Source organism: Brevibacterium sp. FME17 (genome assembly GCF_014897515.1).
Lineage (GTDB): Bacteria > Actinomycetota > Actinomycetes > Actinomycetales > Brevibacteriaceae > Brevibacterium.
In genome coordinates this window covers 25202-47943 of sequence record NZ_JABUYD010000005.1, presented here as the reverse complement: position 1 = coordinate 47943, position 22742 = coordinate 25202, and the positions used below count along the sequence as shown (strand labels likewise).

The 22742-nt window shown below is 63.9% G+C and carries 22 protein-coding genes; 11 read left to right on the top strand and 11 right to left on the bottom strand.

Going from position 1 to position 22742, the window contains the following annotated elements; all coding sequences use genetic code 11:
* Positions 1 to 26: 26 nt before the first annotated feature.
* The 6 genes from INT40_RS06600 to INT40_RS06575 all read left to right on the top strand — a co-directional run bounded on the left by INT40_RS06600 (position 27) and on the right by INT40_RS06575 (position 6023).
* Entirely contained in the window at positions 27 to 734 is a 708-nt protein-coding gene (locus INT40_RS06600; protein WP_193095769.1) for an ABC transporter permease, read from the top strand.
* Positions 731 to 1690, top strand: coding sequence for a hypothetical protein (locus INT40_RS06595; RefSeq protein WP_135446696.1), 960 nt, complete (start codon positions 731 to 733; stop codon positions 1688 to 1690). The genes INT40_RS06600 and INT40_RS06595 overlap by 4 nt, the downstream gene beginning before the upstream one ends.
* A 287-nt stretch (positions 1691 to 1977) precedes the next feature.
* The gene (locus INT40_RS06590) at positions 1978 to 3150 is read left to right on the top strand and encodes an amidohydrolase (protein ID WP_193084370.1); all 1173 of its coding nucleotides are present in this window, start codon (positions 1978 to 1980) and stop codon (positions 3148 to 3150) included.
* Between the two features lie 141 nt (positions 3151 to 3291).
* The gene (locus tag INT40_RS06585; protein ID WP_226829720.1) at positions 3292 to 4440 is read left to right on the top strand and encodes a BMP family ABC transporter substrate-binding protein; all 1149 of its coding nucleotides are present in this window, start codon (positions 3292 to 3294) and stop codon (positions 4438 to 4440) included.
* Positions 4441 to 4482: 42 nt separating this feature from the next.
* A complete protein-coding gene (locus tag INT40_RS06580; RefSeq protein ID WP_135541551.1) occupies positions 4483 to 5586 on the top strand; it encodes an adenosine deaminase in 1104 nt (367 codons plus the stop codon).
* Positions 5583 to 6023 carry a hypothetical protein gene (locus INT40_RS06575; protein WP_226829721.1) on the top strand — a complete coding sequence of 147 codons (441 nt, stop codon included), beginning with the start codon at positions 5583 to 5585 and terminating at the stop codon, positions 6021 to 6023. Before INT40_RS06580 ends, INT40_RS06575 begins: the two co-directional genes overlap by 4 nt.
* A 50-nt stretch (positions 6024 to 6073) precedes the next feature.
* Here INT40_RS06575 and INT40_RS06570 read toward each other — a convergent pair whose 3' ends face one another.
* From INT40_RS06570 to INT40_RS06555, 4 genes are all read right to left on the bottom strand, one after another.
* Positions 6074 to 7267, bottom strand: a complete 1194-nt coding sequence (locus INT40_RS06570; RefSeq protein WP_193084371.1) for an FAD-dependent monooxygenase — start codon at positions 7265 to 7267, stop codon at positions 6074 to 6076.
* A gap of 18 nt (positions 7268 to 7285) precedes the next feature.
* Positions 7286 to 7996, bottom strand: a complete 711-nt coding sequence (locus INT40_RS06565; RefSeq protein ID WP_193084372.1) for a hypothetical protein — start codon at positions 7994 to 7996, stop codon at positions 7286 to 7288.
* A 119-nt stretch (positions 7997 to 8115) separates the two neighbouring features.
* Complete coding sequence (locus INT40_RS06560) at positions 8116 to 8808, bottom strand: GNAT family N-acetyltransferase (protein WP_193084373.1); 693 nt, start codon at positions 8806 to 8808, stop codon at positions 8116 to 8118.
* A gap of 4 nt (positions 8809 to 8812) precedes the next feature.
* Positions 8813 to 9307, bottom strand: coding sequence for a MarR family winged helix-turn-helix transcriptional regulator (locus tag INT40_RS06555; protein ID WP_135541409.1), 495 nt, complete (start codon positions 9305 to 9307; stop codon positions 8813 to 8815).
* A gap of 197 nt (positions 9308 to 9504) precedes the next feature.
* Between INT40_RS06555 and sucC the strand changes: the two genes are divergently transcribed.
* The 3 genes from sucC (at position 9505) to INT40_RS06540 (ending at position 13012) form a co-directional block, all read left to right on the top strand.
* Positions 9505 to 10674: an ADP-forming succinate--CoA ligase subunit beta gene (gene sucC, locus INT40_RS06550; protein WP_101572958.1), complete on the top strand. Its 1170-nt coding sequence runs from the start codon at positions 9505 to 9507 to the stop codon at positions 10672 to 10674.
* Positions 10675 to 10692: 18 nt separating this feature from the next.
* On the top strand, positions 10693 to 11589 hold the full coding sequence (sucD, locus tag INT40_RS06545; protein ID WP_101572956.1) for a succinate--CoA ligase subunit alpha: 897 nt from the start codon (positions 10693 to 10695) through the stop codon (positions 11587 to 11589).
* A 295-nt stretch (positions 11590 to 11884) separates the two neighbouring features.
* Positions 11885 to 13012 carry a threonine aldolase family protein gene (locus tag INT40_RS06540; protein ID WP_193095768.1) on the top strand — a complete coding sequence of 376 codons (1128 nt, stop codon included), beginning with the start codon at positions 11885 to 11887 and terminating at the stop codon, positions 13010 to 13012.
* A gap of 73 nt (positions 13013 to 13085) precedes the next feature.
* Here the strand turns inward: INT40_RS06540 and INT40_RS06535 are convergent, their stop codons facing one another.
* The gene (locus INT40_RS06535; RefSeq protein WP_193071491.1) at positions 13086 to 14255 is read right to left on the bottom strand and encodes an RtcB family protein; all 1170 of its coding nucleotides are present in this window, start codon (positions 14253 to 14255) and stop codon (positions 13086 to 13088) included.
* Between the two features lie 810 nt (positions 14256 to 15065).
* Positions 15066 to 15470: a universal stress protein gene (locus INT40_RS06530; protein WP_101572950.1), complete on the bottom strand. Its 405-nt coding sequence runs from the start codon at positions 15468 to 15470 to the stop codon at positions 15066 to 15068.
* 293 nt (positions 15471 to 15763) lie between these two features.
* Between INT40_RS06530 and INT40_RS06525 the strand changes: the two genes are divergently transcribed.
* Complete coding sequence (locus tag INT40_RS06525) at positions 15764 to 17137, top strand: MFS transporter (RefSeq protein WP_101572948.1); 1374 nt, start codon at positions 15764 to 15766, stop codon at positions 17135 to 17137.
* Positions 17138 to 17168: 31 nt separating this feature from the next.
* Complete coding sequence (locus INT40_RS06520; protein WP_193095767.1) at positions 17169 to 18392, top strand: class I SAM-dependent methyltransferase; 1224 nt, start codon at positions 17169 to 17171, stop codon at positions 18390 to 18392.
* Here the strand turns inward: INT40_RS06520 and INT40_RS06515 are convergent.
* From INT40_RS06515 to INT40_RS06495, 5 genes are all read right to left on the bottom strand, one after another.
* Entirely contained in the window at positions 18370 to 18711 is a 342-nt protein-coding gene (locus INT40_RS06515) for a hypothetical protein (protein ID WP_101572944.1), read from the bottom strand. The genes INT40_RS06520 and INT40_RS06515 overlap by 23 nt on opposite strands.
* A gap of 70 nt (positions 18712 to 18781) precedes the next feature.
* Positions 18782 to 20779: an ATP-binding cassette domain-containing protein gene (locus INT40_RS06510; protein ID WP_319021959.1), complete on the bottom strand. Its 1998-nt coding sequence runs from the start codon at positions 20777 to 20779 to the stop codon at positions 18782 to 18784.
* Positions 20780 to 20796: 17 nt separating this feature from the next.
* Positions 20797 to 21285 (bottom strand): hypothetical protein, encoded by a 489-nt coding sequence (locus INT40_RS06505; protein WP_193095765.1) that lies wholly within the window; start codon positions 21283 to 21285, stop codon positions 20797 to 20799.
* A gap of 63 nt (positions 21286 to 21348) precedes the next feature.
* The gene (locus INT40_RS06500) at positions 21349 to 22317 is read right to left on the bottom strand and encodes an HAAS signaling domain-containing protein (RefSeq protein WP_193095764.1); all 969 of its coding nucleotides are present in this window, start codon (positions 22315 to 22317) and stop codon (positions 21349 to 21351) included.
* Positions 22314 to 22661 carry a PadR family transcriptional regulator gene (locus INT40_RS06495; RefSeq protein ID WP_101572939.1) on the bottom strand — a complete coding sequence of 116 codons (348 nt, stop codon included), beginning with the start codon at positions 22659 to 22661 and terminating at the stop codon, positions 22314 to 22316. The genes INT40_RS06500 and INT40_RS06495 overlap by 4 nt, the downstream gene beginning before the upstream one ends.
* Positions 22662 to 22742 lie beyond the last annotated feature (81 nt).

Genomic DNA, 22742 nt, shown 5'->3' with positions numbered 1-22742 from the left:
GCGCGGGTTGTGCGATTGTGTTGCTGTTGGTCTGCTGGCAGTGCACTTCGGAGGTCTTTCCCGACGTACTTGTCCCATCGCCGAGGCAAACCTTCACTGCCCTCATCGAGCTGGCTCGAACTGGTGAGCTCTTCACAACGGCCATATCGACGATCGTGCGCGCTGCGGCAGCGTCCGTGATAGCAATCGTCGTCGGTATTGGAGCGGGATGGGCGGCGAGCAGCTCGTCCGCGCTGTCCGGTGTGATCGCCGTCATCCGAGGCATCGGTGTCGGGATTCCGCCAGTGGTGGTTGCAGTACTGGCAATGCTCTGGTGGGGAGCGGACGGCCGCGTAGCAGTGGCGGTTGCCGCGTTGGTGCTCTTTCCCGTTGTGGCGTCGGCAGCGCAGAGTGCCTTCGTGCACGCGCCACGCGAGTTGATCGACATGGGCAAGGCGTTCAACTTGCCGCGATTCACGGTGTTCCGCACGATCACAACACGGCTCGTCTCTGCGGAGATCGGCGCGGCCAGCCGTGTTGTCGCTTCGAGTTCGCTCCGCGTTGTGCTGATGACTGAAGTCATTGCCGTCGGATCGGGAATCGGTGCACGGATTGCCTACTCGCGATCTCTCCTGCTCACAGATGAAGTGTTTGCGTGGGCTGTCTTCGCGGTCGGTTTCGCTCTCGCCATCGACCGACTGCTTGTTAATCGTCCTGCTCGCCGAGCCAAGACCAACATTGGGAGAAACGAATGAAGTCACTCATCATCGGTGCTCGCGGGGCCATCGGTCGCGCTACTGCCTCTGCTCTGCGCAGGGCGGGCCACAGCATCACGCTCGCCGGCCGATCCGCGTTCGAAGGCGGGACCGCGATCGATCTGTCAACGGATGCCGGGCTCGCCGCGCTCCGGGAAGCCGCTTCCGTCCACGACGTCGTCATCAACGCTTCCGGAGTCGAGGATCCGCGCATCGCCGGACTGTTGGGCGGCGCCGTGCTCGTCGACGCCTCTGCAACCGCAGAATACCTCGCTCGTCTTTCGGCGGCAGCGGTCTCTGCAGGGGCAGGCGTCGTGATTGGGGCGGGGCTCGCACCGGGACTGAGTTCGGTGCTAGTTGCTGCGATTGCGCACCGGCCAGGAGACGAGGTCGATCTGGCCATCGTGCTCGGTGCGGGTGAAACGCACGGTACCGCTGCCGTCGAGTGGACGGCGTCCCTCGCAGGCCGTCAGGTGTGGGAAGCACCCGAGGCAAGAGCTGTGTTCAACTTCAGGCAGCGGCGCCGACTGCCTACCTCCTCAGGAGAACGGTGGTGCCTGCGCGCCGACTTTCCCGACGATCTACTGATCGGAAGGGAGCGCGAGGTTGCGGTGCGCTCGTACCTGGCGACCGACAGTGCAGTGACGACGGCCGCGCTCCACCTCGTCGGCAACTTTCCTTCGCTGTCCAGCCTGGTTAGTCGGGCGCCTCACTTCGGGAATGATCGGTGGTCGCTCACTGCGATCAATCGTCGGACACGTGAGGTCGTTGCGGCAAAGGGCGAGGGCCAATCGAGAACCACGGGTGAAATGGTGGCGCTCGCCGCCGTCGCAGCGGAGCACACTGCTGTCTCGGGCGTGGTGACGTCTGCCGACCTTTTCACGCTCCACGATGTCTCGAGTGGCCGGGTCCTGCAGGTGCCGGTGAACGCAGAGATTTCGCGCTTTCGACTCTGATGAATCTTTGCGCACATAATTGGATATCAGCCGCGTCACTTTAGATTTCCCTGCCGCAGACATTGAGAACCTCTGGATGAGCCAACACATCAGACTCCGCCCCCGGACGATCCAATAGTTCCGTTGTCAACGTCAACATGCTCTGCAACAGAGCTCATAGGAGGAGCTGAGTGTGTCGAAATTGGTCGTCACATGTTCAAATGTGACAACGGTTGTCTAGCATGGCAGACACCACCCGGCTTCATCTTCACCGATGATCGCCGCCCTCCAGCCCCAAAGGACAGCACGTGATCAGCACTATCATCGCCGAACTCGGTGACGAACTCATCGATTTCCGCCGTGATATCCATGCACATCCGGAACTGTCCTTCCAGGAGTTCGCTACCACCGACAAGATCGTCGCTAGGTTGCAGGCCGCGGGCTTGGATCCGGTCCGCCTCGATGGCACCGGAGTGGTCTGTGAGGTCGGTTCTGGACCACTGGCCGTGGCACTACGAGCGGATATTGATGCTTTACCCGTCGACGATCTCATCGACGAGGACTTCGTATCGACGAATCCCGGGGTCGCTCACGCCTGCGGTCACGACGTCCATCTCACCGGCCTCCTCGGCGCAGGCATTGCTCTGCAGAGGCTCCACGAAACGCGTCCGGGCGGACTGGGTGGACGTGTGCGACTGATCTTCCAGCCGGGTGAGGAAGTCACGCCCGGGGGAGCGTTGCGCGTCATCTCTCAAGGAGTGCTCGACGAGGTTCCCGAGATCTACGCGATCCACTGCGACCCCAATGTCGACGTCGGAAAGATCGGTTCCCGCATCGGCGCCATCACCGCGGCCGGGGACACCGTCATCATCAGGCTTTCCGGTCATGGCGGCCACACCTCCCGCCCACACCTGACTGAGGATCTCGTCTACGCGCTGGGCAAACTTGCCACGGATGTGCCTTCGACGCTGAGCCGGCTCATCGACCCCCGGCACGCAATCTCACTGGTCTGGGGAGAGATCAGCGCGGGCCATGCTGCCAACGTCGTCCCCAGCGAAGGAATACTGCGCGGCACCCTGCGATGCCTCGACGTCGACGGCTGGAATCAGGTCGCCGAGGTGCTTCCCGAATTAGTTGAGAGGATCGCCGGTCCGTACGGGGTCAAGGTCGACCTCGAACACCGCCGAGGTGTGCCCCCGGTCGTCAATACCGAAGAGCAAGTCACACTGATCGAATCCGCGGTACGCGCCGAACTCGGTGAGAACTCGGTGCAACTGACCCCGCAGTCGATGGGCGGGGAGGACTTCGCCTGGTATCTCACCCACTGCCCGGGCGCGCTCATCCGGTTGGGCACCCGCACTCCCGGCGGCATCACCTATGACATCCATCAGGGTGATCTGCTCATCGACGAACGCGCGGTGGCCATCGCAGCCCGCGTCTTCACCGCCACCGCGCTCAAGGTCCTCGACCGTGATCGCTGATCTCCCGAGCCGCAGCTGAGCACGGGCCCCGCCGCCGCTGAGCACGGGCCCCGCCGCCGCTGAGCACGGGCCCCGCCGCCGCGGGCCCGGGCCTGTCGGCTGATTACCCTGCCCGCACCGTCGGCCGATAATCTAGGACTCATGAGGATGAGAGCCCGGGCCACCCTGCTGGCCGCACTCGGTGCGGTGAGCACGCTGGCGCTCGGTGCCTGCTCCGTGACCGCTCCCGAACCGCTCGAGGAGACCCGGCTGGGCTGCCTCGTCTCCGCTCCCGCCGGATTCGACGATCATGCGGCCGGTGCCCTCACACTTGCCGAGACGGAACTGGCCCGCGAAGCCGGTGTCTTCTCCGGCACCTCGAGCCAACGGGTCTCGGGAGGGTCGGCCACCTCGGCGGCCCTGGATCGGATGCACCGGCAGGACTGCGCACTGACCACGGTGATCGGACCCGGCGGTGCCGACGAGCTCGCCGACTTCGCCGCCGCGCATCCGAAGGAGCTCTTCCTCGGGGTCTCCAGCGGCACCGAAGACCTGCCGAAGAACGTGCTGAGCATCGACTTCGACCTCGTCCCGCCGGCGTTCATCGCCGGGTACACCGCGGCCACCGCCTCGGAGACGGGGAAGGTCGGCGTCGTCGTCTCCCACGGGTTCCCGCAGGCCGGGGCCATCCGCAGCGCCTTCGACGCCGGGGTCGATCTGTACAACGACGAGAAGGACGAAGGCGCGGCGACGGTGACGTCCTATCGCAGCACCACCGCCTCGGCAAGCAGGTCGATCTCCGATACCCGCACGGCCGGTGAGGACTATTTCGATGAGTCCTTCGACGATGACGCCGACGTCCTCGTGCCCTTCGGTTCGGCCGCAGCGATGGGGGTGGTGACCGCGGCGGACGAGAAGCGCAAGGATCTGGCCGAGGCCGCCGACGACACCGAGGTCGAGGACGAGAAGAGCCCGATCCTGCCGAAGCTCGTGTGGTACGGCACCGCGGGCGGGTTCTCGCAGTCGATCGTGGCGAGCATCGAACCCAACGTCCGCCGCGGGCTGCGCACGATGTTCCCCGACTGGCCGCAGAGCAAGAACCCCGACGAGGTGGCCCCCGCGCCGAAGCGCGGACCGGAGGAGATCAGCGGCTTCCGCGTCGGTGACCGGGGCTACATGGGCACGCTCGACAACGGCGGGGTCCGCATCATCGCCGAGGACGGGTTCCTCTCCCGCGTCTCCGATGCCGGTCGAGGCATCACGGACCTGCGCGAGCGGATCAAGAGCGGGGATATCGACCTGGAGAGATGATGAACGGCCGACGGCGGTGTCATCGGATAAGCTGAGACGGTGATGAATGTACCCGCCGGCGTCGCCTCCGACGACCCCATCCTGCAGCTGCCCAAAGTGTCCCTCCACGATCACCTCGACGGCGGGCTGCGCCCGTCGACGATGATCGAGCTGGCCGATCAGATCGGCCACACCCTGCCCGCCGCCGACGCGGAGTCGCTGGGCCGATGGTTCGCGGAATCCGCGAACTCCGGTGATCTCGTCCGCTACCTCGAGACCTTCTCTCACACCGTGGCCGTGATGCAGACCGAAGACAATCTGCGTCGCGTGGCCAAGGAATGGGTGCTCGACCAGGTCGCCGACGGCGTGTTCTATGCCGAGGCCCGGTGGGCTCCCGAACAGCATCTCGAAGGCGGGCTGGAGCTCGACACCGTCGTCGAGGCCGTCCAGGACGGGCTCGAAGCCGGTGTCTCGGAAGCTGCCGCCGAGGGCAAGTACATCCGCGTCGGCCAGCTCATCACCGCTATGCGTCAGGCCGACAATTCCCTGGCGATCGCGGAACTGGCCATCCGTCACCGTGAGAAGGGCTCGGAATCCGGTGTCGTCGGCTTCGACATCGCCGGACCGGAGAACGGCTTCCCGCCCTCGGCGCACCTCTCCGCGTTCAACGCCCTCCATCAGGCCTATGTGCCCGTGACGATCCACGCCGGTGAGGCCGCAGGCAAGGAATCCATCCACGAGGCGATCACCATCTGCCACGCTCAGCGTCTGGGCCACGGCGCCCGGATCGTCGAGGACATGGAGATCGTCGATGGAGAGGGTCAGCTCGGCAGCCTCGCCGCGTGGGTCCTCGACCAGCAGATCCCGCTGGAGCTGTGCCCGAGCTCGAACCTGCAGACCGACATCGGCGGCACCATCGCCAGCCACCCGATCACGGGGCTGAAGGATCTCGGCTTCGCCGTGACCATCAACCCGGACAACCGGCTCATGTCCGGCACGTCGATGTCGCGGGAGATGCGTCTGCTCGTCGATGAGGCGGGATGGACGCAGACGGACCTCGAATGGGCCACCGTGAACGCGGTGACCGCTGCCTTCCTGCCGCTGGATGTGCGCGAGCGCATGCTCGACGAGATCCTCATCCCCGGATTCGCTCGGGTGAACATTTGAGTTCTCGCAGTGACCGGTCTGCCGTGCCCGGAGGCTCACAGGATCCTGCCGGGCACGGTGTCCCGACTCCGCGGGCGATGACCCTGGTCGTCGTCGTCCTCGGCATTCAGGCGCTGGCCCTGGTCGGTTCGGCGCTGTCGTTCATCATCACGGCCATCGGCGCGGGTGAGCTGGCCGCATCGCTGGTCGGCCTGGCCGTCATGTTCCTCATCTTCGCGGCCGGAGTCGGTGCCGCGGCACGTGGGGCGTGGCGGCTGCACCGGTGGGCGCGACCCGCGGCGATCGCGTTCGAGCTGCTCGTCATCGTCTTCGCCTTCAGCGTCATCGGCGGATCTCTGTGGCTGGGCCTGGCCTGCCTGCTCACCGCCATCGCCGTGATCATGGGCTTCTTCCTGCCCCCGGTCGTCGAGGCCTACAACCGCGCCCTGGCCGACTGAACCGCTGTGCCGTTCCGGCCGCGGGGACTCCTCACCGCCGGGAAGCGAACTCACCGAGGCGGAGCCGGCGGTGACCATCTCTGCACGCTCGCGGCCTGCGCGGCGATGACTCGCGAGGGAACGACCGAGAACACCGCGTTGCGGACCCGTGCCAACAGCGGGGAGTCGAGCTGGAACATCTGCCCCATGAGACGTGACTTCCGGGCGATCGACTGTGAGCGCGGCCTGCGCAGCGCATCGTACCGGTGCAGGGCCTCACCGAGTTCTGCACGCAGCGCATCACCGCGCTCGGCCAGCGGGGCGAGCAGCGCGGTCAGTGTCGCCGCGTCCTCGAGCGCCTGGCCGCCTCCCTGCCCGAGGTCGGGCGTCATCGCGTGCGCGGCATCACCGAGGAGCACCACCCGGCCCCGATGGAATCGAGCCAACCGGTGGGAGAGGTCGCTGATCGGGGTGCGACGGACCGCCTCGGCGGGGGTGGCTTCGATGAGTTCGGCGATGGGGCGGTGCCAAGCTGCGAACATCGACTCGACGGTCGCCTTCTCATCGGCGAACACGGCGTCCTGGGGCATGTTCGCCACGGCGAACCAGTAGACGCGGCCATCGGCCAGCGGAGCGATGCCGAAGCGGCGCCCGCAACCCACCGATTCCCCGGCGGCACGCCCCAGATCCACCGGCACCGAGGTGATGCCCCGCCACGCGGAATGACCGGAGTACCGCGGTGCGACCGTTCTTCCGGCGACGACTGAGCGGATCCGACTGTGCAGGCCGTCGGCGGCGATGATGAGGTCGAAGCGCTGCTCGGCCGCAAGCTGTGCCTCGGAGTCCGTGCCGACCGCACCCGCGGTGATTGTCAGGGTGCCGTCGGTCGCGGCCGCGACCGCTGCCGCGTCGGTGCGGACGGTCCCCGGTGCCAGAGCCCCGAAGAGGATCCGGTGGAGATCGGCGCGGTCGACGATGCGCAGCGCCCCGACGGAGTCGTTCGGGACCTGGGCGATCCAGCGTCCGTCGGCTCGACGCTGGCCTGCGGCGAAACCTTCGACACTGCGGTCGGTCACGGCGTCGAAGTCCTCGGAGAGGCCCAATGCGTCCAGCGCTGCCAGACCGTTGGCGAAGATCGACAGGCCAGAACCGCCGGCCCTGACTTCGGGAGCGCGTTCGAACACGGTCACCTCGGCACCGGCTCTCTGCAGCCCGACGGCCGCAGAGAGTCCGCCGATTCCGGCTCCGACGATGGCGATCTTCATAGGCTCACGCGACTGGTCTTACTGGAGGTAGTCGCCGCAGGCTTCGGTGAGGAAGTCGCCGGCGACTTCGCCCTCTTCGCCGAGGCTGATCGCCGTCATCTGGATACCCCACCACACGCGAGGTGAGCCGCCCCACTGCTGTCGGAACTCTTCGCGGCGGCCAGGGTCCTCGGCGAGGTCGTCCGCGGCGAGACCGATCCGCTCCTGCGCGTCCTCGGCAGTGCAGCGCTTCTCGTCGTCCGGGCCCTTCGGATCGAGCTCGGGGATGTCCTTGTCGTCGACGTTCTTGAGCGTGAACGCCGAGTTGCCGATCTCCTCGACCTCGAAAGTGCCGTGGAGGAGCAGGAACGGGGAGAGGTCGTCATCGACGCTGCCCGCATCGAGGGTGACGCTGACACTGTCTGGGCTGTCGGCGGTCACGGTCATCTCTCCGGAGTCGGGCACTTCGGGATTGCCGGTGTGGACGTAGACCTTGAGGTAGGCCTCGGACTTCTTCTCGGCCGCCTCGGCGAGGCCCTGCCACAGCGGGTCGGTGTCCTTCGCCCCGCCGGGTGAGGAGTCGACGATGGACACCTTCGGCGCATCCTTGGGTGTCTCGATCGGCGTGACCTCCTCCTTGCTCACCGAAGGGCGGGGCTGGGGGCGGGTCTCCTCGGGAGTCGACACGCAGGCCGTCATCGTGGTCAGCAGCGCAGCGGCGGACAGAAGGGCAAGGGGACGAAGTCGCATGGTTCCTCGAGGTGTCGTCAGGGGCCGTGTGGTGTCAGTCCAGCCTAATGTCCGCCCGTGCCCGAGCGCGGGCGGACGCGCGGCGAAACGGCGAACGGGCCGGCGAAGCACAGAGGGCCTCAGCCGTGGCGGGCAGCGGCGATGAGCGCGCGCAGACTCTCACGCTGGCGGCCGTCTGCATCGAAGTTCGCCTCGTCGAACCAGGCGCGGTATCCCTGCCGCAGGGACGGCCATTCGCTGTCGATGATCGAGAACCACGCGGTATCGCGGTTGCGTCCCTTGACCACGAGGTGCTGACGGAACACGCCTTCGAAGGTGAAGCCGAAGCGCTCGGCCGCCCGCTTCGACGGCACATTGTCGTCATCGCACTTCCATTCGAAGCGGCGGAATCCGGAAGCGAAGACGAGCTCGGCGCAGAGGAAGAGCGCCTCGGTGGCCGCGGCGGTCCGCGACAGACTCGGGCCCCAGAGGATGTGCCCGATCTCGATGACTCCGTTGGCGGCATCGATGCGCATGAGCGCCTGCCGCCCCAGCGCCCGACCGGTGGACCGGTCGACGACGGCGAAGAACAGGGGATCGGGGCTGCCGGCCGCCTCGGCGATCCAGGAATCGAACTCCCCGCGATCGGTCTGCGGAGTCTGCGGCAGGTACCGGAACCGGTCGTCGATCCCGGTCGGTGCCGTGACTTCCGCGAAGAGGTCATCGCCGTGAGCGACCGGATCCAAGGGTTCGAGGTCGACGAATCGACCGTGGATCGTCTCTCGCCGAGGCGGCTGTGCGCCGGTGAAGTCCGTGAGGTCAGCAGGTGGCATGGTCTCAGTCCTCGTCGCTGTCGAATCCGGTGGAGAGTTCTCGCAGCAGGGACGCGAGATTGCGGCTTCCTGCGGCCGTGAGTCCGCTGAGGATCGCCCGTTCCTTCACGAGCAGATCGGCCAGTGCGGAGTCGACGGTGGCGCGACCGCTCTCGGTGAGGTGGACGAGCACCCCGCGTCGGTCTCCGGGATCCGGCCGACGTTCGACCCAGCCGCGGGTGACGAGCCGGTCGATGCGGTTGGTCATCGTCCCGCTGGTGACCAGCGTCTCCTGCAGCAGCGTCGAGGGGGAGAGCTGATAGGGCTCGCCCGACCGGCGCAGGGCGGAGAGGACATCGAAGGCCCATCCCTCGATGCCGTAATCGGAGAAGCTCGACTTCCGAGCCAGATCCAATTGCCTGGCCAATCGCGAGACGCGGGAGAGGATCTCCATCGGAGAGACATCGAGGTCCGGACGCTCACGCCGCCAGGCTGCGACTATTCGATCTACTTCGTCCATGCAACGATTTTACGTCCATATCAAGAATCTTGACGACAAAGATACTTTTTGACGAGACATTGCTTACCCCCAACGTCTATTTGACATGCGCGTTTGGATGGACGGGTGCCTTTGGGAATATGGTTGTCCTTGGTTGTTGCATCCGTCAACGGACCTGCGGGGCCAAACGACCCGGCAGTAGAAACGAAGGAATACACGTGGATCTTTTCGAGTATCAAGCACGTGACCTGTTTGAAAAGCACGGAGTGCCCGTGCTCAAGGCTCAGGTCGCGACGACACCAGAAGCAGCTAAGAAGGCAGCCGAGGAACTTGGTGGCGGAGTCGTCGTCGTCAAGTCTCAGGTCAAGATGGGCGGCCGTGGCAAGGCCGGCGGCGTCAAGGTTGCGAAGGACCCTGAAGAAGCCGAAGCTCGTGCCAAGGACATCCTGGGCCTCGACATCAAGGGCCACATCACCGAAACCGTGATGATCGCCGAGGGCGCAGACATCGCTGAAGAGTACTACTTCTCGGTTCTCCTCGACCGGTCCAACCGCACCTACTTGGCCATGTGCTCCAAGGAAGGCGGAATGGAGATCGAGCAGCTCGCCGAGGAACGTCCCGAAGCGCTCGCCAAGATCCCAGTCTCCGCCATCGACGGAATCGATGCCGCCAAGGCCGAAGAGATCGCCAAGGAAGCAGGCTTCGACGCGGAGACAGCAGCCAAGATCGCCCCTGTGCTGATGTCGCTGTGGACCGTCTTCGAGAAGGAAGACGCTTCCCTCGTTGAGGTCAACCCACTGGTCAAGACCGGTGCCGGTGACATCGTCGCACTTGACGGAAAGGTGTCTCTCGATGAGAACGCCGACTTCCGCCACCCTGACCACGAGGAACTGCGCGACGACAGTGCAGAGAACCCCCTCGAGCTCAAGGCCAAGAAGCTCGACCTCAACTACGTCAAGCTCGACGGCGAAGTCGGAATCATCGGAAACGGTGCTGGACTCGTCATGTCGACACTCGACGTCGTCGCCTACGCCGGTGAGAAGCACAACAACGTCAAGCCAGCCAACTTCCTCGACATCGGAGGCGGAGCCTCTGCAGAGGTGATGGCCAACGGACTCGACGTCATCCTCGGTGACGAGCAGGTCAAGTCGGTCTTCGTCAACGTCTTCGGCGGAATCACCGCCTGTGACGCTGTGGCAGACGGCATCGTCAAGGCTCTCGAAATCCTCGGCGACCAAGCCACCAAGCCGCTCGTCGTCCGCCTCGACGGAAACAACGTCGAAGAGGGACGTGCGATCCTCAGGGAAGCCGCGAACCCGCTCGTCACTCTGACTGACACCATGGACGGTGGAGCCGACAAGGCCGCCGAACTGGCTGCTGCCAAGTAAGGAAAGGTCTTTACATAAATGTCTATCTTCCTGAATTCCGATTCGAAGATCATCGTCCAGGGCATCACTGGCGGCGAAGGAACCAAGCACACTGCGCGCATGCTCGCAGCAGGATCCAACGTCGTCGGCGGTGTCAACGCCCGCAAGGCCGGCACCGCTGTCAAGCACAATGACAAGGACGGCAACGAAGTTGAGCTGCCCGTCTTCGGCTCCGTCTCCGAGGCGATGGAAGCCACCGGTGCTGACGTGTCCGTGGCCTTCGTGCCGCCTGCATTCTCCAAGGATGCGGCCATTGAAGCCATCGACGCCAAGATCGGTCTGCTCGTCATCATCACCGAGGGCATCCCGGTCCAGGACGCAGCCGAGGTTTGGGCTCGCGCGCAGGCCGCAGACAATGCGACCCGCATCATCGGACCCAACTGCCCGGGCATCATCTCTCCCGACGCTGCACTGGCCGGCATCATCCCAGCCAACATCACGAAGAAGGGCAAGCTCGGACTGGTCTCCAAGTCCGGCACGCTGACCTACCAGATGATGTACGAACTGCGTGACCTCGGCTTCTCCACCGCCATCGGAATCGGTGGTGACCCAGTCATCGGCACCACGCACATCGATGCGCTCGAAGCCTTCGAGAATGATCCCGAGACCGAAGCCATCGTCATGATCGGCGAAATCGGTGGCGACGCTGAAGAGCGTGCCGCCGCATACATCAAGGATCATGTGACGAAGCCGGTCGTCGGCTACGTCGCTGGCTTCACCGCTCCCGAGGGCAAGACCATGGGCCACGCCGGCGCCATCGTCTCCGGCTCCTCAGGAACCGCTGCGGCGAAGAAGGAAGCTCTTGAGGCTGCAGGTGTGAAGGTCGGCAAGACTCCGACCGAAACCGCTGACCTCATGCGCGAACTTCTCGCCTGAGTCGTCTTCATCCGATGAAGGGTCCTGGCGACAGGACCTGAAATCACAACAGCGCGGTCACAGTGCGTCCGCTCAGCACACACGCTGGGCAACTGCACCGTGGCCGCGCTGTTGCGTGTCCGCAGGGCGCGCGAAAGCATCACGCGTTGCCCACCGGGAGCAGCAATTCGCACTCGGCTTCGTTTGCCCACCACTCCGTTCGACGAGGACTCCCGTCGGCATCAAACCACCCCTGTGCAACGAGTGGTTGTGGAACGGACTGTGCTCGATGGTTGCGGGACGCTAATCTAAACATGTGAATGACCAGACACCGCTGTCCCAGAACCCACCCGCCGGCCACACCACGACGTTCAGCCCGCCGGCTGTTGACGCCTCCCCGTCGGCCCATCCGCGCAACTTCGGCTCCGACAATTGGGCTGGTGCCCACCCGGAAGTCATCACTGCCATCATCGAAGCCAATGTCGGACATACTCCCGGCTACGGTGGTGATCCATGGACGGCGCGCCTCGGTGAGGTCATGAAGGGCCACTTCGGCCCGTCCGCCCAGGCGTTCCCGGTCTTCAACGGCACCGGCGCCAACGTCCTCGCGCTGCAATCGGCTCTGCCCCGCTGGGCGGCCGTCATCACTGCCGCCTCAGCCCACATCAACTACGACGAAACAGGTGCCCCGGAAAAGGTCGGCGGCCTCAAAATCATCGGCGCCGCAACTCCGGATGGAAAACTGACGTCCGAGATCATCAACAACGCGGTGCTTGGCCGCGGCAACGAACACAATGCTCAGCCACTGGCTGTGAGCATCTCCCAGTCGACCGAATGGGGCACCACGTACACGGCTGAGGAGATCCGAGCGATCGCCGACACCGCGCACGGTCTCGACATGATCCTCCACGTGGACGGCTCCCGACTGGGCAACGCCGCCGCCTACCTCGACACCAGCCTCGGCGCCCTGACCACTGACGTCGGCGTCGACATCATCAGCCTCGGCGGGACGAAGAACGGACTTCTCGGCGCCGAAGCGATCGTCGTCCTCAACCCCGAAATCGGGCAGGGGATGAAGTTCCTGCGGAAGATGAACCTGCAGCTGTCTTCGAAGATGCGGTTCCTCTCAGCTCAGCTCAATGCCCTCTACGGCGGCGACCTGTGGCGCACCTCGGCGAATCACGCCAACACCATGGCCACACGTTTGGCAGATGGTCTCGCCGAGGCGACCGCCACCGGACGTGCACCCGATATTTCGATCGTGGCCAAGACCGAATCCAACGTCGTCTTCGTGCATATGCTCGATGAGGTCGCGGCACGGGCACGGCAGAGCTTCGCTTTCGCCAACTGGCCTATGGCCAAGAATGTCGTGCGCCTGATGTGCGCCTTCGACACCACCGCCGAAGATGTCGATGCCCTCATCGCGGCCATCGTCGAGGCCTAGACAATCACCGCCCGCGGAGCCGACCGGCCGACCTGCCCAGATCGTAGGTCGGTCGGCCGTCGGCACGCCGTGGTCAATCACCCTTGACGTTGACGAGCTGGCGCAGCGTGTGCCTGATCTCGACGAGGGGCGCTGCATCGGCCATCACCTGGTCGATCGGCTTATAGGCCTGTGGGATCTCGTCGATGAACGCGTCCGTGTCCCGATATTCGATCCCGACCATCGCATCACGCAGCTGCTCGTGGCTGAAGGTCTTGCGAGCAGCGTTGCGCGAGTACTGCCGTCCCGCGCCGTGCGGTGAGGAGTTCAGCGACACCGGGTCGCCCTTGCCCTCAACGACGTAGGACGCGGTGCCCATCGAACCGGGAATGAGTCCCGGGCGTCCGGCATCGGCCTCGATCGCACCCTTTCGCGACACCCACACCGTCTTGTTGAAGTGCTTCTCCGACTGTGTGAAGTTGTGGTGACAGTTGATCCGTTCTGCCTCCAGGACGGTTTCATCCATCGTCTCCGACAGCTGCCTGGCCACGCGATCCATCATCTCCTCACGGTTGAGCAGAGCGAAGTGCTGCGCCCACCGCAGCTGACTGATGTAGGCGGAGAACTCCGGCGTATCCTCGACGAGGTACGCGAGGTCCGGGTCGGGAAGATCGATCCACCACTGGTTGTTCAGTCGCGCCGCGACCTTGATGTGGGCAGTGGCGATCTTGTTGCCGACTCCTCTCGATCCCGAGTGCAGGAACATCCACACCCTGTCGGCCTCGTCGACGGAAACCTCGATGAAGTGGTTGCCTGAACCCAGCGATCCCAACTGGTGACGCCAGCGGCCAGCATAGTCAGCGGGGTCGAATCCTGCCTCCGACGCGAGTTCCTCAAGCTCGGCGATGCGAGGCTGAGCCGTGGCGACGATCTTTCGGTTATCGGCACCGGCCGAGGTCGGCACGGCCCGCTCGATGGCCCTCCGCAGGCCGGTCAGGTCGCGGGCTTCGAGATCCCGCTTGGTGAATTGCGTGCGAACCGCGATCATGCCGCAGCCGATGTCGACTCCCACCGCTGCCGGAATGATCGCCCCCAGTGTGGGGATGACAGATCCGACGGTCGCGCCCTTGCCCAGGTGGGCATCGGGCATGAGCGCCAGGTGTGGGTAGATGAACGGCATTCGTGCAGTTGTGTGCGCCTGCTCAAGGGTCTTCTCATCGAGAAGCGATGCCCAGGAGATCAGGCGTTTGCTGAGTTTTTCCATGGTCCTTTCCTGATTTCTTTGCTGTGAGGTTCGAGACCCACATCGCCTAGATCTGGAAAGCCATGGCTGCGAAATGAAAAAAGCCCCGAACCGGTGATCGGTGCGGGGCATGCTGACTTGTGCTGAGTCAGATGTCGCGCCACCGAAGGGTCGACTGATGAGCGGATTCGAATTGATTCGATCCGCTGAGTTCGCGCGACGGGGCGAAAACGTTCATCAATGGTTTCCTTCGGGTGTTCACCGCGCCGAAATAGCGCGGAAGACCGACTATACACGACTCTTCGCTGACTCCGGCAGGAGGGGTGCGTTTACTTGTCAGACTTCGCGGAGAGGACGAAGACCGCGGCAGGAGATGACATGTTGCGTTACTGAATGAGAGTTCAAATTACAAGGTAGGGTGTCATTCGGTACGAATGAAATATTTCTCTGATTTTAAGGATCGGATATATGCCAATGGGAGCTGTTGGGATTCTGATCGCTTTGGTCTACGTGTGTTTCGGTGTGCTTATATTTGCAATACTCTGCACAGGGCTCGTGGTGCTTCTGCGGGTCAACGCTTTGCTCAAAAGGCGTGCTGCATCTTCACTGGACCACGGCCGGCAGGCACCATTGCAAGCCCAGCCGTCACCCGCTCGGGCCCAGCCGTCACCAGAGCAGGCCCAGCCTTCACCAGATTAGGGCCAGTCACACGAATGCATGACGGAAAACCCGCACACCATTGATGCGGTGGACGGATTCTCTATTCGTCGGGGCATCACCGTCGATTAGATGCCCCCGGAGCCAGTGCCGTTGCCGGTACGGGCACCGGTGTCAGTTCTTCTTGTCAGACTTCACGGAGACGACGGGGACATCGGAGTCGAGGATGATGCGCTGGGCCGTCGAGCCCATGATGAGCTTGCCGACGGGGGAGCGGCGACGCGACCCGATCACGATCATGCGGGTGTCCTCGGTCGCCTCGGCGAGGGCGAGGAGTTCCTCAACGGGGTCATTGCCGCGCAGGAACTGCAGAATCTCATGGGAGACCCCGGACGAACGCAGCGCCTCTTGGAGTTCCTCCATGTCCTGATTCGTCGCCACACCGCGTTCGTCGGGAGTTTCTCCGATGCCGGCATTGAGCACGAGCACTGTGTCATCGAAGGCCTTCGCCTGATCGATGCCGAACGTGACGGCAGCTTTGCCTTCGGGTGAGGGGGAATAGCCAACGAGAATTGTCATGGTCTCTCCTGGTGCAACATTGGACGAAGCTCCCTCAATTAGTAGCACATCTACGTGCCGCGACGCTCCTCAGTCCGCCCCAACCTGGACAGGAGAACGGCGCAGACCTGCCGTGCGAATCGGCCGCGCACCTCGGCCGTCCGCGACTGCCTCCAGCCCAGCCAAAACCGGGGTTCGTCCCTCCTGATCAGCCCCTTTGCAGCTGATTAGTTACCGCTCTGCGCAGATAGTAAAGTTGCCCCGGGCAGTACCAGAGCAGTAACTGAACTTGTTGTGAGAGAAGAGAATCGTCAGTGGCAGAGAACAAGAGTGCACAAGCCCCGACTGCGGGCACCAAGGGCGAGCAGAAGTCGGAATGGAAGACGATCAAGTCGATCCTGGCCGCGTCGTCGGGAAATCTGGTCGAATGGTTCGACTTCTACATCTACGCGTTCTTCAGCGTCTATTTCGCCAGCCAGTTCTTCGTCTCCGACAGTGAAGTCGTCTCACTCATGCAGTCGGCCGGTGTCTTCTTCATCGGCTTCCTCATGCGACCCATCGGCGGCTACATCTTCGGCCGCGCAGCTGACAAGGTGGGCCGGAAGAACTCGATGCTCATCTCGATCCTGCTCATGTGCGCCGGCTCCCTCTGCCTGGCGATCCTGCCCACAGCGGCAACGGCAGGGCCCGTGCTGGCTCCGCTCCTTCTGCTTGTCGTGCGCATGATCCAAGGACTGGCTGTCGGCGGCGAATACGGGGCCACCGCGACCTACATGTCCGAGGTCGCCACCGAGGGCAAACGCGGATTCTATTCGTCCTTCCAGTACGTCACCCTCATCGGCGGACAGCTGCTGGCCAGCTTGCTTGCCGTCATCATGACCCACACCATGGGGACGGAGCAGATCGAAGCCGGCTGGTGGCGCCTGCCCTTCGTCATCGGTGCCGTGGCCGCCGTCGTCTCACTGTGGCTGCGCCGCGGACTCGAGGAGACCACCAACGAGGAGACTCGTAAGAACGAGCACTCCGGCAGCTTCCTCGAAGTCCTGCGCCACCCACGTGCCTTCCTCGTCGTCCTCGGCATCACCAGCGTCGGCTCCCTCGTCTTCTACGTCTTCACCACCTACATGCAGAAGTACCTGCTGCTGACCAATGAAGGCACCCCCGGCGCGGAGACCTTCAACAAGGGCACGATCGCTGACATGATGACTCTCTGCCTGCTGGTCTTCATCTTCATGCAGCCCATTGCGGGAAAGATCTCCGACAAGATCGGGCGCAAGAACAACATGCTCATCTTTGTCATCGGCATGGTCATCCTCCCGATCCCGATGCTCAGCCTCATCGGCAGCGCGAAGTCCGTCCTTGTCGCCGGCATCCTCATCGTCGTCACGATGGCATTCATCTCCATGTACACCTCGATCTCAGGCATCGTGAAGGCCGAGATGTTCCCCGCCCACATCCGTGGAATCGGCGTCGGCTTCACCTACGCAATCGGCAACGCGATCTTCGGCGGATCCGCCGAATACGTCGCCCTGTGGTTCACCAACGTGGGCATCGGCTTCTGGTTCGGGGTCTACGTCGTCGTCATTGCCATCGTCGGGCTCGTCGCGGTCCTGTACATGCACGACAACCGCAAACACTCGACGATCGACAACGCCGGATCCTCGGCCTACCAGCGCATCGGTAACTGAGGCCGGGGTCGAGTCCGACTAGACTGTTCGAATGCCTTCATCCCTGCTGTCTCCGGATTCTTCTGCCCGCCAACGCAGTCATGATCTGCTGGAACAGTTTCCCGAACTCGCTGAAGTTCCGGGATTCCCTCAGGCCAGGATCCTCACCGAGTATGTGCTGGGTCGACGCAGCGGTGAGCTCGATGCCTCGGGGCGAGCCACGGACGGAACGTTCGTAGCCGCCGAGGTGGTCGCCGGACTTCCGCACGAGATGCTCGTCGTCGATGACGCCCAGGGGCTGCAGTCGCGTCTGCTGAGTCAGATCGCACCCGTGCGCACGTACAACGACCGGATCGATGAGGCGCATACCGTCGCCGAGGTGGCAGATCGGACCAGCCCCATCGACGATCTTGCTGCCTTCACCCCCGAACGGGATGAAGTCTGGGCGGTCGTCAACGCACCCAAGGCCACCCACGCCTTGGCCGAAACCATCGCGGCCATCCAGGCGCACGTGTCCACGATCATCGTCATCGGTCGCAGTGACTCGATGAGCCGAGCCGTGAACAAAGAACTTGCCCGCGGCTATGCTCGCGTCGATGTTTCACCGGGTGTGGGCAAACATCGAATGATCATCGGCAGCCGACCGTTGTCCTCGCCCAGCCTGCCGACCTACCCCAGGCGCAGCACCATCGACCATCCGGCCACAGGTGTGCTCCAAGTCAGAGCGCACGGGGCCTGCTTCTCCGGGATCAAGAGTGATGAAGGCTCGACCGCCTTGCTCACAGCGCTGGCCGCCGAGACTAACTCTGGTGAACCTCAGGCCGTCGAGGCGATCGCCGGTCCCTCGAAATCCGTCCTTGATCTGGGGTGCGGCAACGGATGGCTGCTCTCGGCTGCCTTGAAGCTGATGCCGGCGGCGACAGGCGTCGGCGTGGACGTGTCGAAGGGGGCGGTCGCCTCGGCGAGGGAGACGGCGGAGGCGAACGGACTTGAGGTGGAGACTATCCTCGCCGATGCCACAGATGCGCAGGCTCTAGCCGGCGGGCACGATCTGATTCTGCTCAATCCGCCCTTCCACCAGGGCACGACCATAGAAACCGACACCGCTGCTGGGCTCATGCGCGCAGCGGGAGAATTATTGGCTCCGGGTGGTCAGGTCTTCACCGTCTACAACTCGCACCTGGACTATCGCGACACCTTAGAACGTGTCATCGGACCCAGCGAGCAGGTTGCGCGCACCAGCAAGTTCACGGTCATCCGCTGCCACTCTCGTTGACGGACGTTTCCTGGGGTGAGGCCTGCGTCTGTCCCTGATTCTGCTGTGAGGCTTGCGCTTGCACCTGCGCCGACGAATGATGCTGGCTGCGGGCTCGGCTATTTCTGGTCAGGAGCAGAATCGCTTCCCAAATTACCGTCGTGAGGATGAACGGCAAGGTCACTATCCAACACATGACGGCCAGCGCCGCCTTGGCCACCCAGCCTTCTTCCCCGATCTGCGACCAGACCGATACTCCGACGCTCAGGATCACGAAAATCCCCGTGAGCGTGAGAACAATGAAGAAGGTAACTTTGGCGGCCTTTGAAAACGGTGACATCTATTGCTGCCTCTTCCTTTGCGGCGATTGTCTGCACAGGTCTGGGAACGCGCTCTGATCGTAGCCGGTGCTAGCCGCCGACAGCACCGAACCGCGCCGACAGCACTTCGGCCGTGGCCCCGACGCGGGCCGCAGCCACCTGACGGGGAGGCCCTTCGGCGACGATCTGACCACCGTCGGGGCCAGGGCCTGGGCCCATATCGATGAGCCAGTCGGAACCGGCGGCGAGTTCCATGTTGTGATCGGCGATGAGGATCGTATCTCCCTCGTCGACGATCTGGCGGAAGAGCTGACCGAGGGTCCGTGCATCACTGGGGTGGAGGCCGTTGGCGGGTTCGTCGAGGATGAACAGTGTGCGCTCACGTCGTTTCCTGGCCCGCATCACCGCGGCCAGGCGCAGACGCTGCGCCTCACCACCGGAGAGTGTCGCCGAGGACTGGCCGAGCAGCAGGCCGCCCAGACCAACCCTCTGCAGAACCTCGAAATGGGCGACGAGACCGAGGCGTTCGGCGAACACCGTCGCCGCCGCATCGATCGACAGATCGAGGACATCCGCGATGGTCAGCTCCTCGACCGTGACCTCGAGTGTCTCCTCTATGAATCGGCGGCCCTCGCATTCGGGGCAGGTGCCGCTGGAGGCCGGCAGGTGGACGAGATCGATGGTGATGATGCCCAGCCCTTCGCAGCGGGGGCATCGTCCGCGGGCCGTGTTGAAGGAGAACTGTGAGGCGGTGAAACCTCGGCTGCGCGCCAAAGTGGTCTTCGCGAACAGGCTGCGGATCTTATCGAAGATGCCCAGGTAGGTGCCGATGACCGATCGCGGGGACCGGCCGATGGTGGACTGATCGAAGCTGACCACCCGGTCGAAGACTTCGAGCCCGGAGGCGTCTGCCCCGGTAATATCTCCTCGCTCACCATGACCGCCACCACTGCGGGGCATCGTCGGCGGCTCCTCCTCACCGTCGAACAGGGAAGCTCCAGCGCTCCTGGCCAGTGTTGCGACCGATCGCAGCGCCGAGCTCTTACCCGCCCCGGAGACTCCTGTCAGAGTCGTGAGACCACCGATGGGAAAGGACAGTGCCAGACCGCGAAGATTGTTCGTCGACAGTCCTGTGCACTGGGCCCAGTCCCCGAACTCCTGGGGTGCGCGCCAGGGTTCGCTGGGTGCTTCATTGCGAAGGCGGACGGCGGTTGAGCTCTCCCCATCGAGCGCCTCGGTGACGGGGCCAGAGAACATCAGCTGACCTCCCCGGTCGCCGCCGCCGGGACCGAGCTCGACGACCCAATTGCAGCGGCGCACCAGCTCCATATCGTGTTCGACGAGGATGACCGTATTGCCGGCATCGCGCAGAGCCTCAATATGGGTGAAGAGGTGGTCGGTGTCCTTGGGGTGCAGTCCGGTGGAGAGTTCGTCAAAGACGTAGACCATGCCGTGCAGGCCGCTGTGCAGATGGGCTGCCAAGCGCAGTCGCTGCAGCTCGCCGGGGGAGAGGGTAGCAGCCGAGCGGTGAGGTGGAAGATAGCCGACGCCGAGGCGCTCGATGACTGCCGTTCGTTTGTCGAGTTCGTCGAGGAGGACCTGGGCGGCGTCATCGGTGGCGTTGGCGAATCGCTTCGCCTGAGTGTGGCCCCGGTCGAGGTCGGTCGTGATGGCCGCGTGGATTGAGACTGCCAGCTCCGTGAGACTGCGGGTGGCCACCTCGGCGATGTTCGCACCATCGATCGTCACCGACAGGGCTGCCGGGTTGATGCGGCTGCCGTGGCAGTCGGGGCAGAGTTCGTGGCTGAGGTACTCTTCCGTGCGTGCCCTCACCGTCTCGCTGCCGGTCGTGACCATGGTGTCGAGCAGGTACCTGCGGGCGCTGCGGAACTTTCCTGTGTATTCGCGGGCCACGTGGTCGAGCATCTTCTCCGGTTTGACGGTCACCGATGGTGTGTCCTCCGTGGTCAGCAGCCAGGTGCGGGTGTCAGCGGGCAGGCGCTTCCAGGGTATGTCGACGTCGATTCCCAGTGCCTCGACAAGGTGCTTGAAGTTCCGACCCAGCCAGCCTCCTGGCCACGCGGCGATGGCGCCCTCGCGAATTGTCAGTGACTCGTCGGGTACGGCCGTGCTGAGGTCGAGATCATGGATGCTTCCCTTCGCCGCACACGTCGGGCAGGCACCCTCGACGGTGTTGGGGAGAAGGCCGAAGCGAGGAGACGCCCCTGGTTCGCAGGGTAGTCACCGAAGCGGGAGAAGAGCACCCGCAGCAGATCAGATACCTGCGACAGGGTGCCCACGCTCGAATTCTCCGGGGGCGTCGACACGAGCTGCTTTACCGCGATTGCGGCAGGGAGGCCCGTAATTCGGTCGACCTGGGGCGCAGAGACCGCGCCGAGGAGGTGACGGGTGAACGGGGAGACCGATTCGAGGTAGCGGCGCTGGGCTTCGGCGTAGATGGTGTCGAAGGCCAACGACGACTTGCCCGAGCCCGACACGCCACAGATGCCGATGAGCTGCCTGTGCGGCAGAGAGACGGAGAAACCGGACAGGTTGTGCTCGCGAGCGCCGACGACGCCGATCTCTTCGGTCATGAAATGGCCACTTCCTCTCGTCCGGGTGCAGCGATGAAGCTGCACCCGGACCAGGCTACGCGGTCAGCGGTTCGCTCGGTGGGCGCGCCACGTGCTGATCTGATCCCAGATGACGATCGCCCAGATTGCGATGACAGTGATGATCTGCTGCACCTCGGCGCTCGAAGCGGATGTGAGGTCCGGGTGCAGCACCTGCTGTGTCAGCAGGGCGATCGTGAGGAAGACGGCCATCGCCACGTCGAGGACCACGCCGGTGATGATCAGCACGGCACTGGTCGAAGAACGGGCCAGCTTGATGACTTCGATGACGGCCATGAGGGCCAGGAAGCCCCAATAGCCGAGCAGCCATCCTGACCCCAGGTCGGGGTTGATGAATGTCTCGCCGTTGTTGAGATGCCCGACGTATACAAGCGACGTCGGGATGAGCGGGATCAGCGCCAGAAGGACGAGGAAGATCAGGTTCAGGATCGCCTCGGCGCGGATCTGCGAACCTCTGACGTCCTTTCGGTGCAGATCATCGACTCTCCACGGCTCTGACTTGGACCCGGGCAGCTTCTCTGCGGCTCCTCCGTCTTTGTTGCGATCACCGAGCCCGATGAGGATGGTGATGGCGGCGAAGGCGGTCAGCAGGGCCGTGATGGTGCTGCCGATCGTCTGACCCAGCAGTGCACCGAGTTGGACCTGCGGCGTCGAGCCGATATGCACGATGACATTGGTGAGCACGGACAGCGCAGCTACGGCCGGCAGCACCCACCGTAGCGACCAGATGAAGAGCGGATACGAATTCGGTCCGATGAGATGCTGCGATGAGTTCGTGTACTCCCGCGAGAGCAGAACCGGGTCGCCGAGCTCTTCGAGTACCTCGCGTTCGGCAGCAGCGGTCTGCGAATCGGTCGACGGGCTGCCGTCACCCAGTCGGTCCTCAACCATGTCATTGATCGTCGCCTTGATCTCTGCGGCGATGTCGTCGCGCGACTTCTCGGGCAGATGGCCGATCACTGTGTCGACATAGATGTCAGTGAGCGCACTCATGGTGTGCCTTCCTTCCAGAGTTTCGTAATGCTGGTGTTGAGTTCCAGCCATTGGGAGTGGAGTGCTGCGGCGACATCGGCGCCGCTGGTGGTGACGTTGTAGTACTTGCGCGGACGAGCCTGCTCGGTGTTCCACTCGGCGCTGAGCAGCCCCTGCTTCTCAAGTCTTCGCAACAGTGGGTAGAGAGTGTTCGCCTCTGTCGCGATGCCGGCCTCGGTGAGTGTGGTCAACAGCGAGTACCCGTACTGCGGCTGACGACAGGCGACGAGGCTGGCGAAGACGACGGTGCCTCGTCTCAGCTCTTGTTCGTGGGTCGCCAGTGCCTGTTCTTCATCCTCGTTCATGCTTCACACAATAGTGTGTGTCACACACTATTGCAATAGGCAGGGTATGGGGTTTTCGGACGCGCAGGCCCTGGGGGTGGA

Excerpts from the sequence above, each read along its gene's own strand:
- INT40_RS06595 (WP_135446696.1), top strand. The coding sequence starts at position 731 with ATGAAGTCACTCATCATCGGTGCTCGCGGGGCCATCGGTCGCGCTACT.
- INT40_RS06585 (WP_226829720.1), top strand. The coding sequence starts at position 3,292 with ATGAGGATGAGAGCCCGGGCCACCCTGCTGGCCGCACTCGGTGCGGTG.
- INT40_RS06505 (WP_193095765.1), bottom strand. The coding sequence starts at position 21,285 with ATGACCGAAGAGATCGGCGTCGTCGGCGCTCGCGAGCACAACCTGTCC.
- INT40_RS06555 (WP_135541409.1), bottom strand. The coding sequence starts at position 9,307 with ATGGACGAAGTAGATCGAATAGTCGCAGCCTGGCGGCGTGAGCGTCCG.
- INT40_RS06530 (WP_101572950.1), bottom strand. The coding sequence starts at position 15,470 with ATGACAATTCTCGTTGGCTATTCCCCCTCACCCGAAGGCAAAGCTGCC.
- INT40_RS06565 (WP_193084372.1), bottom strand. The coding sequence starts at position 7,996 with ATGCGACTTCGTCCCCTTGCCCTTCTGTCCGCCGCTGCGCTGCTGACC.
- INT40_RS06495 (WP_101572939.1), bottom strand. The coding sequence starts at position 22,661 with ATGAACGAGGATGAAGAACAGGCACTGGCGACCCACGAACAAGAGCTG.
- INT40_RS06580 (WP_135541551.1), top strand. The coding sequence starts at position 4,483 with ATGAATGTACCCGCCGGCGTCGCCTCCGACGACCCCATCCTGCAGCTG.
- INT40_RS06535 (WP_193071491.1), bottom strand. The coding sequence starts at position 14,255 with ATGGAAAAACTCAGCAAACGCCTGATCTCCTGGGCATCGCTTCTCGAT.
- INT40_RS06570 (WP_193084371.1), bottom strand. The coding sequence starts at position 7,267 with ATGAAGATCGCCATCGTCGGAGCCGGAATCGGCGGACTCTCTGCGGCC.
- INT40_RS06520 (WP_193095767.1), top strand. The coding sequence starts at position 17,169 with ATGCCTTCATCCCTGCTGTCTCCGGATTCTTCTGCCCGCCAACGCAGT.
- INT40_RS06500 (WP_193095764.1), bottom strand. The coding sequence starts at position 22,317 with ATGAGTGCGCTCACTGACATCTATGTCGACACAGTGATCGGCCATCTG.
- sucD (WP_101572956.1), top strand. The coding sequence starts at position 10,693 with ATGTCTATCTTCCTGAATTCCGATTCGAAGATCATCGTCCAGGGCATC.
- INT40_RS06560 (WP_193084373.1), bottom strand. The coding sequence starts at position 8,808 with ATGCCACCTGCTGACCTCACGGACTTCACCGGCGCACAGCCGCCTCGG.
- INT40_RS06515 (WP_101572944.1), bottom strand. The coding sequence starts at position 18,711 with ATGTCACCGTTTTCAAAGGCCGCCAAAGTTACCTTCTTCATTGTTCTC.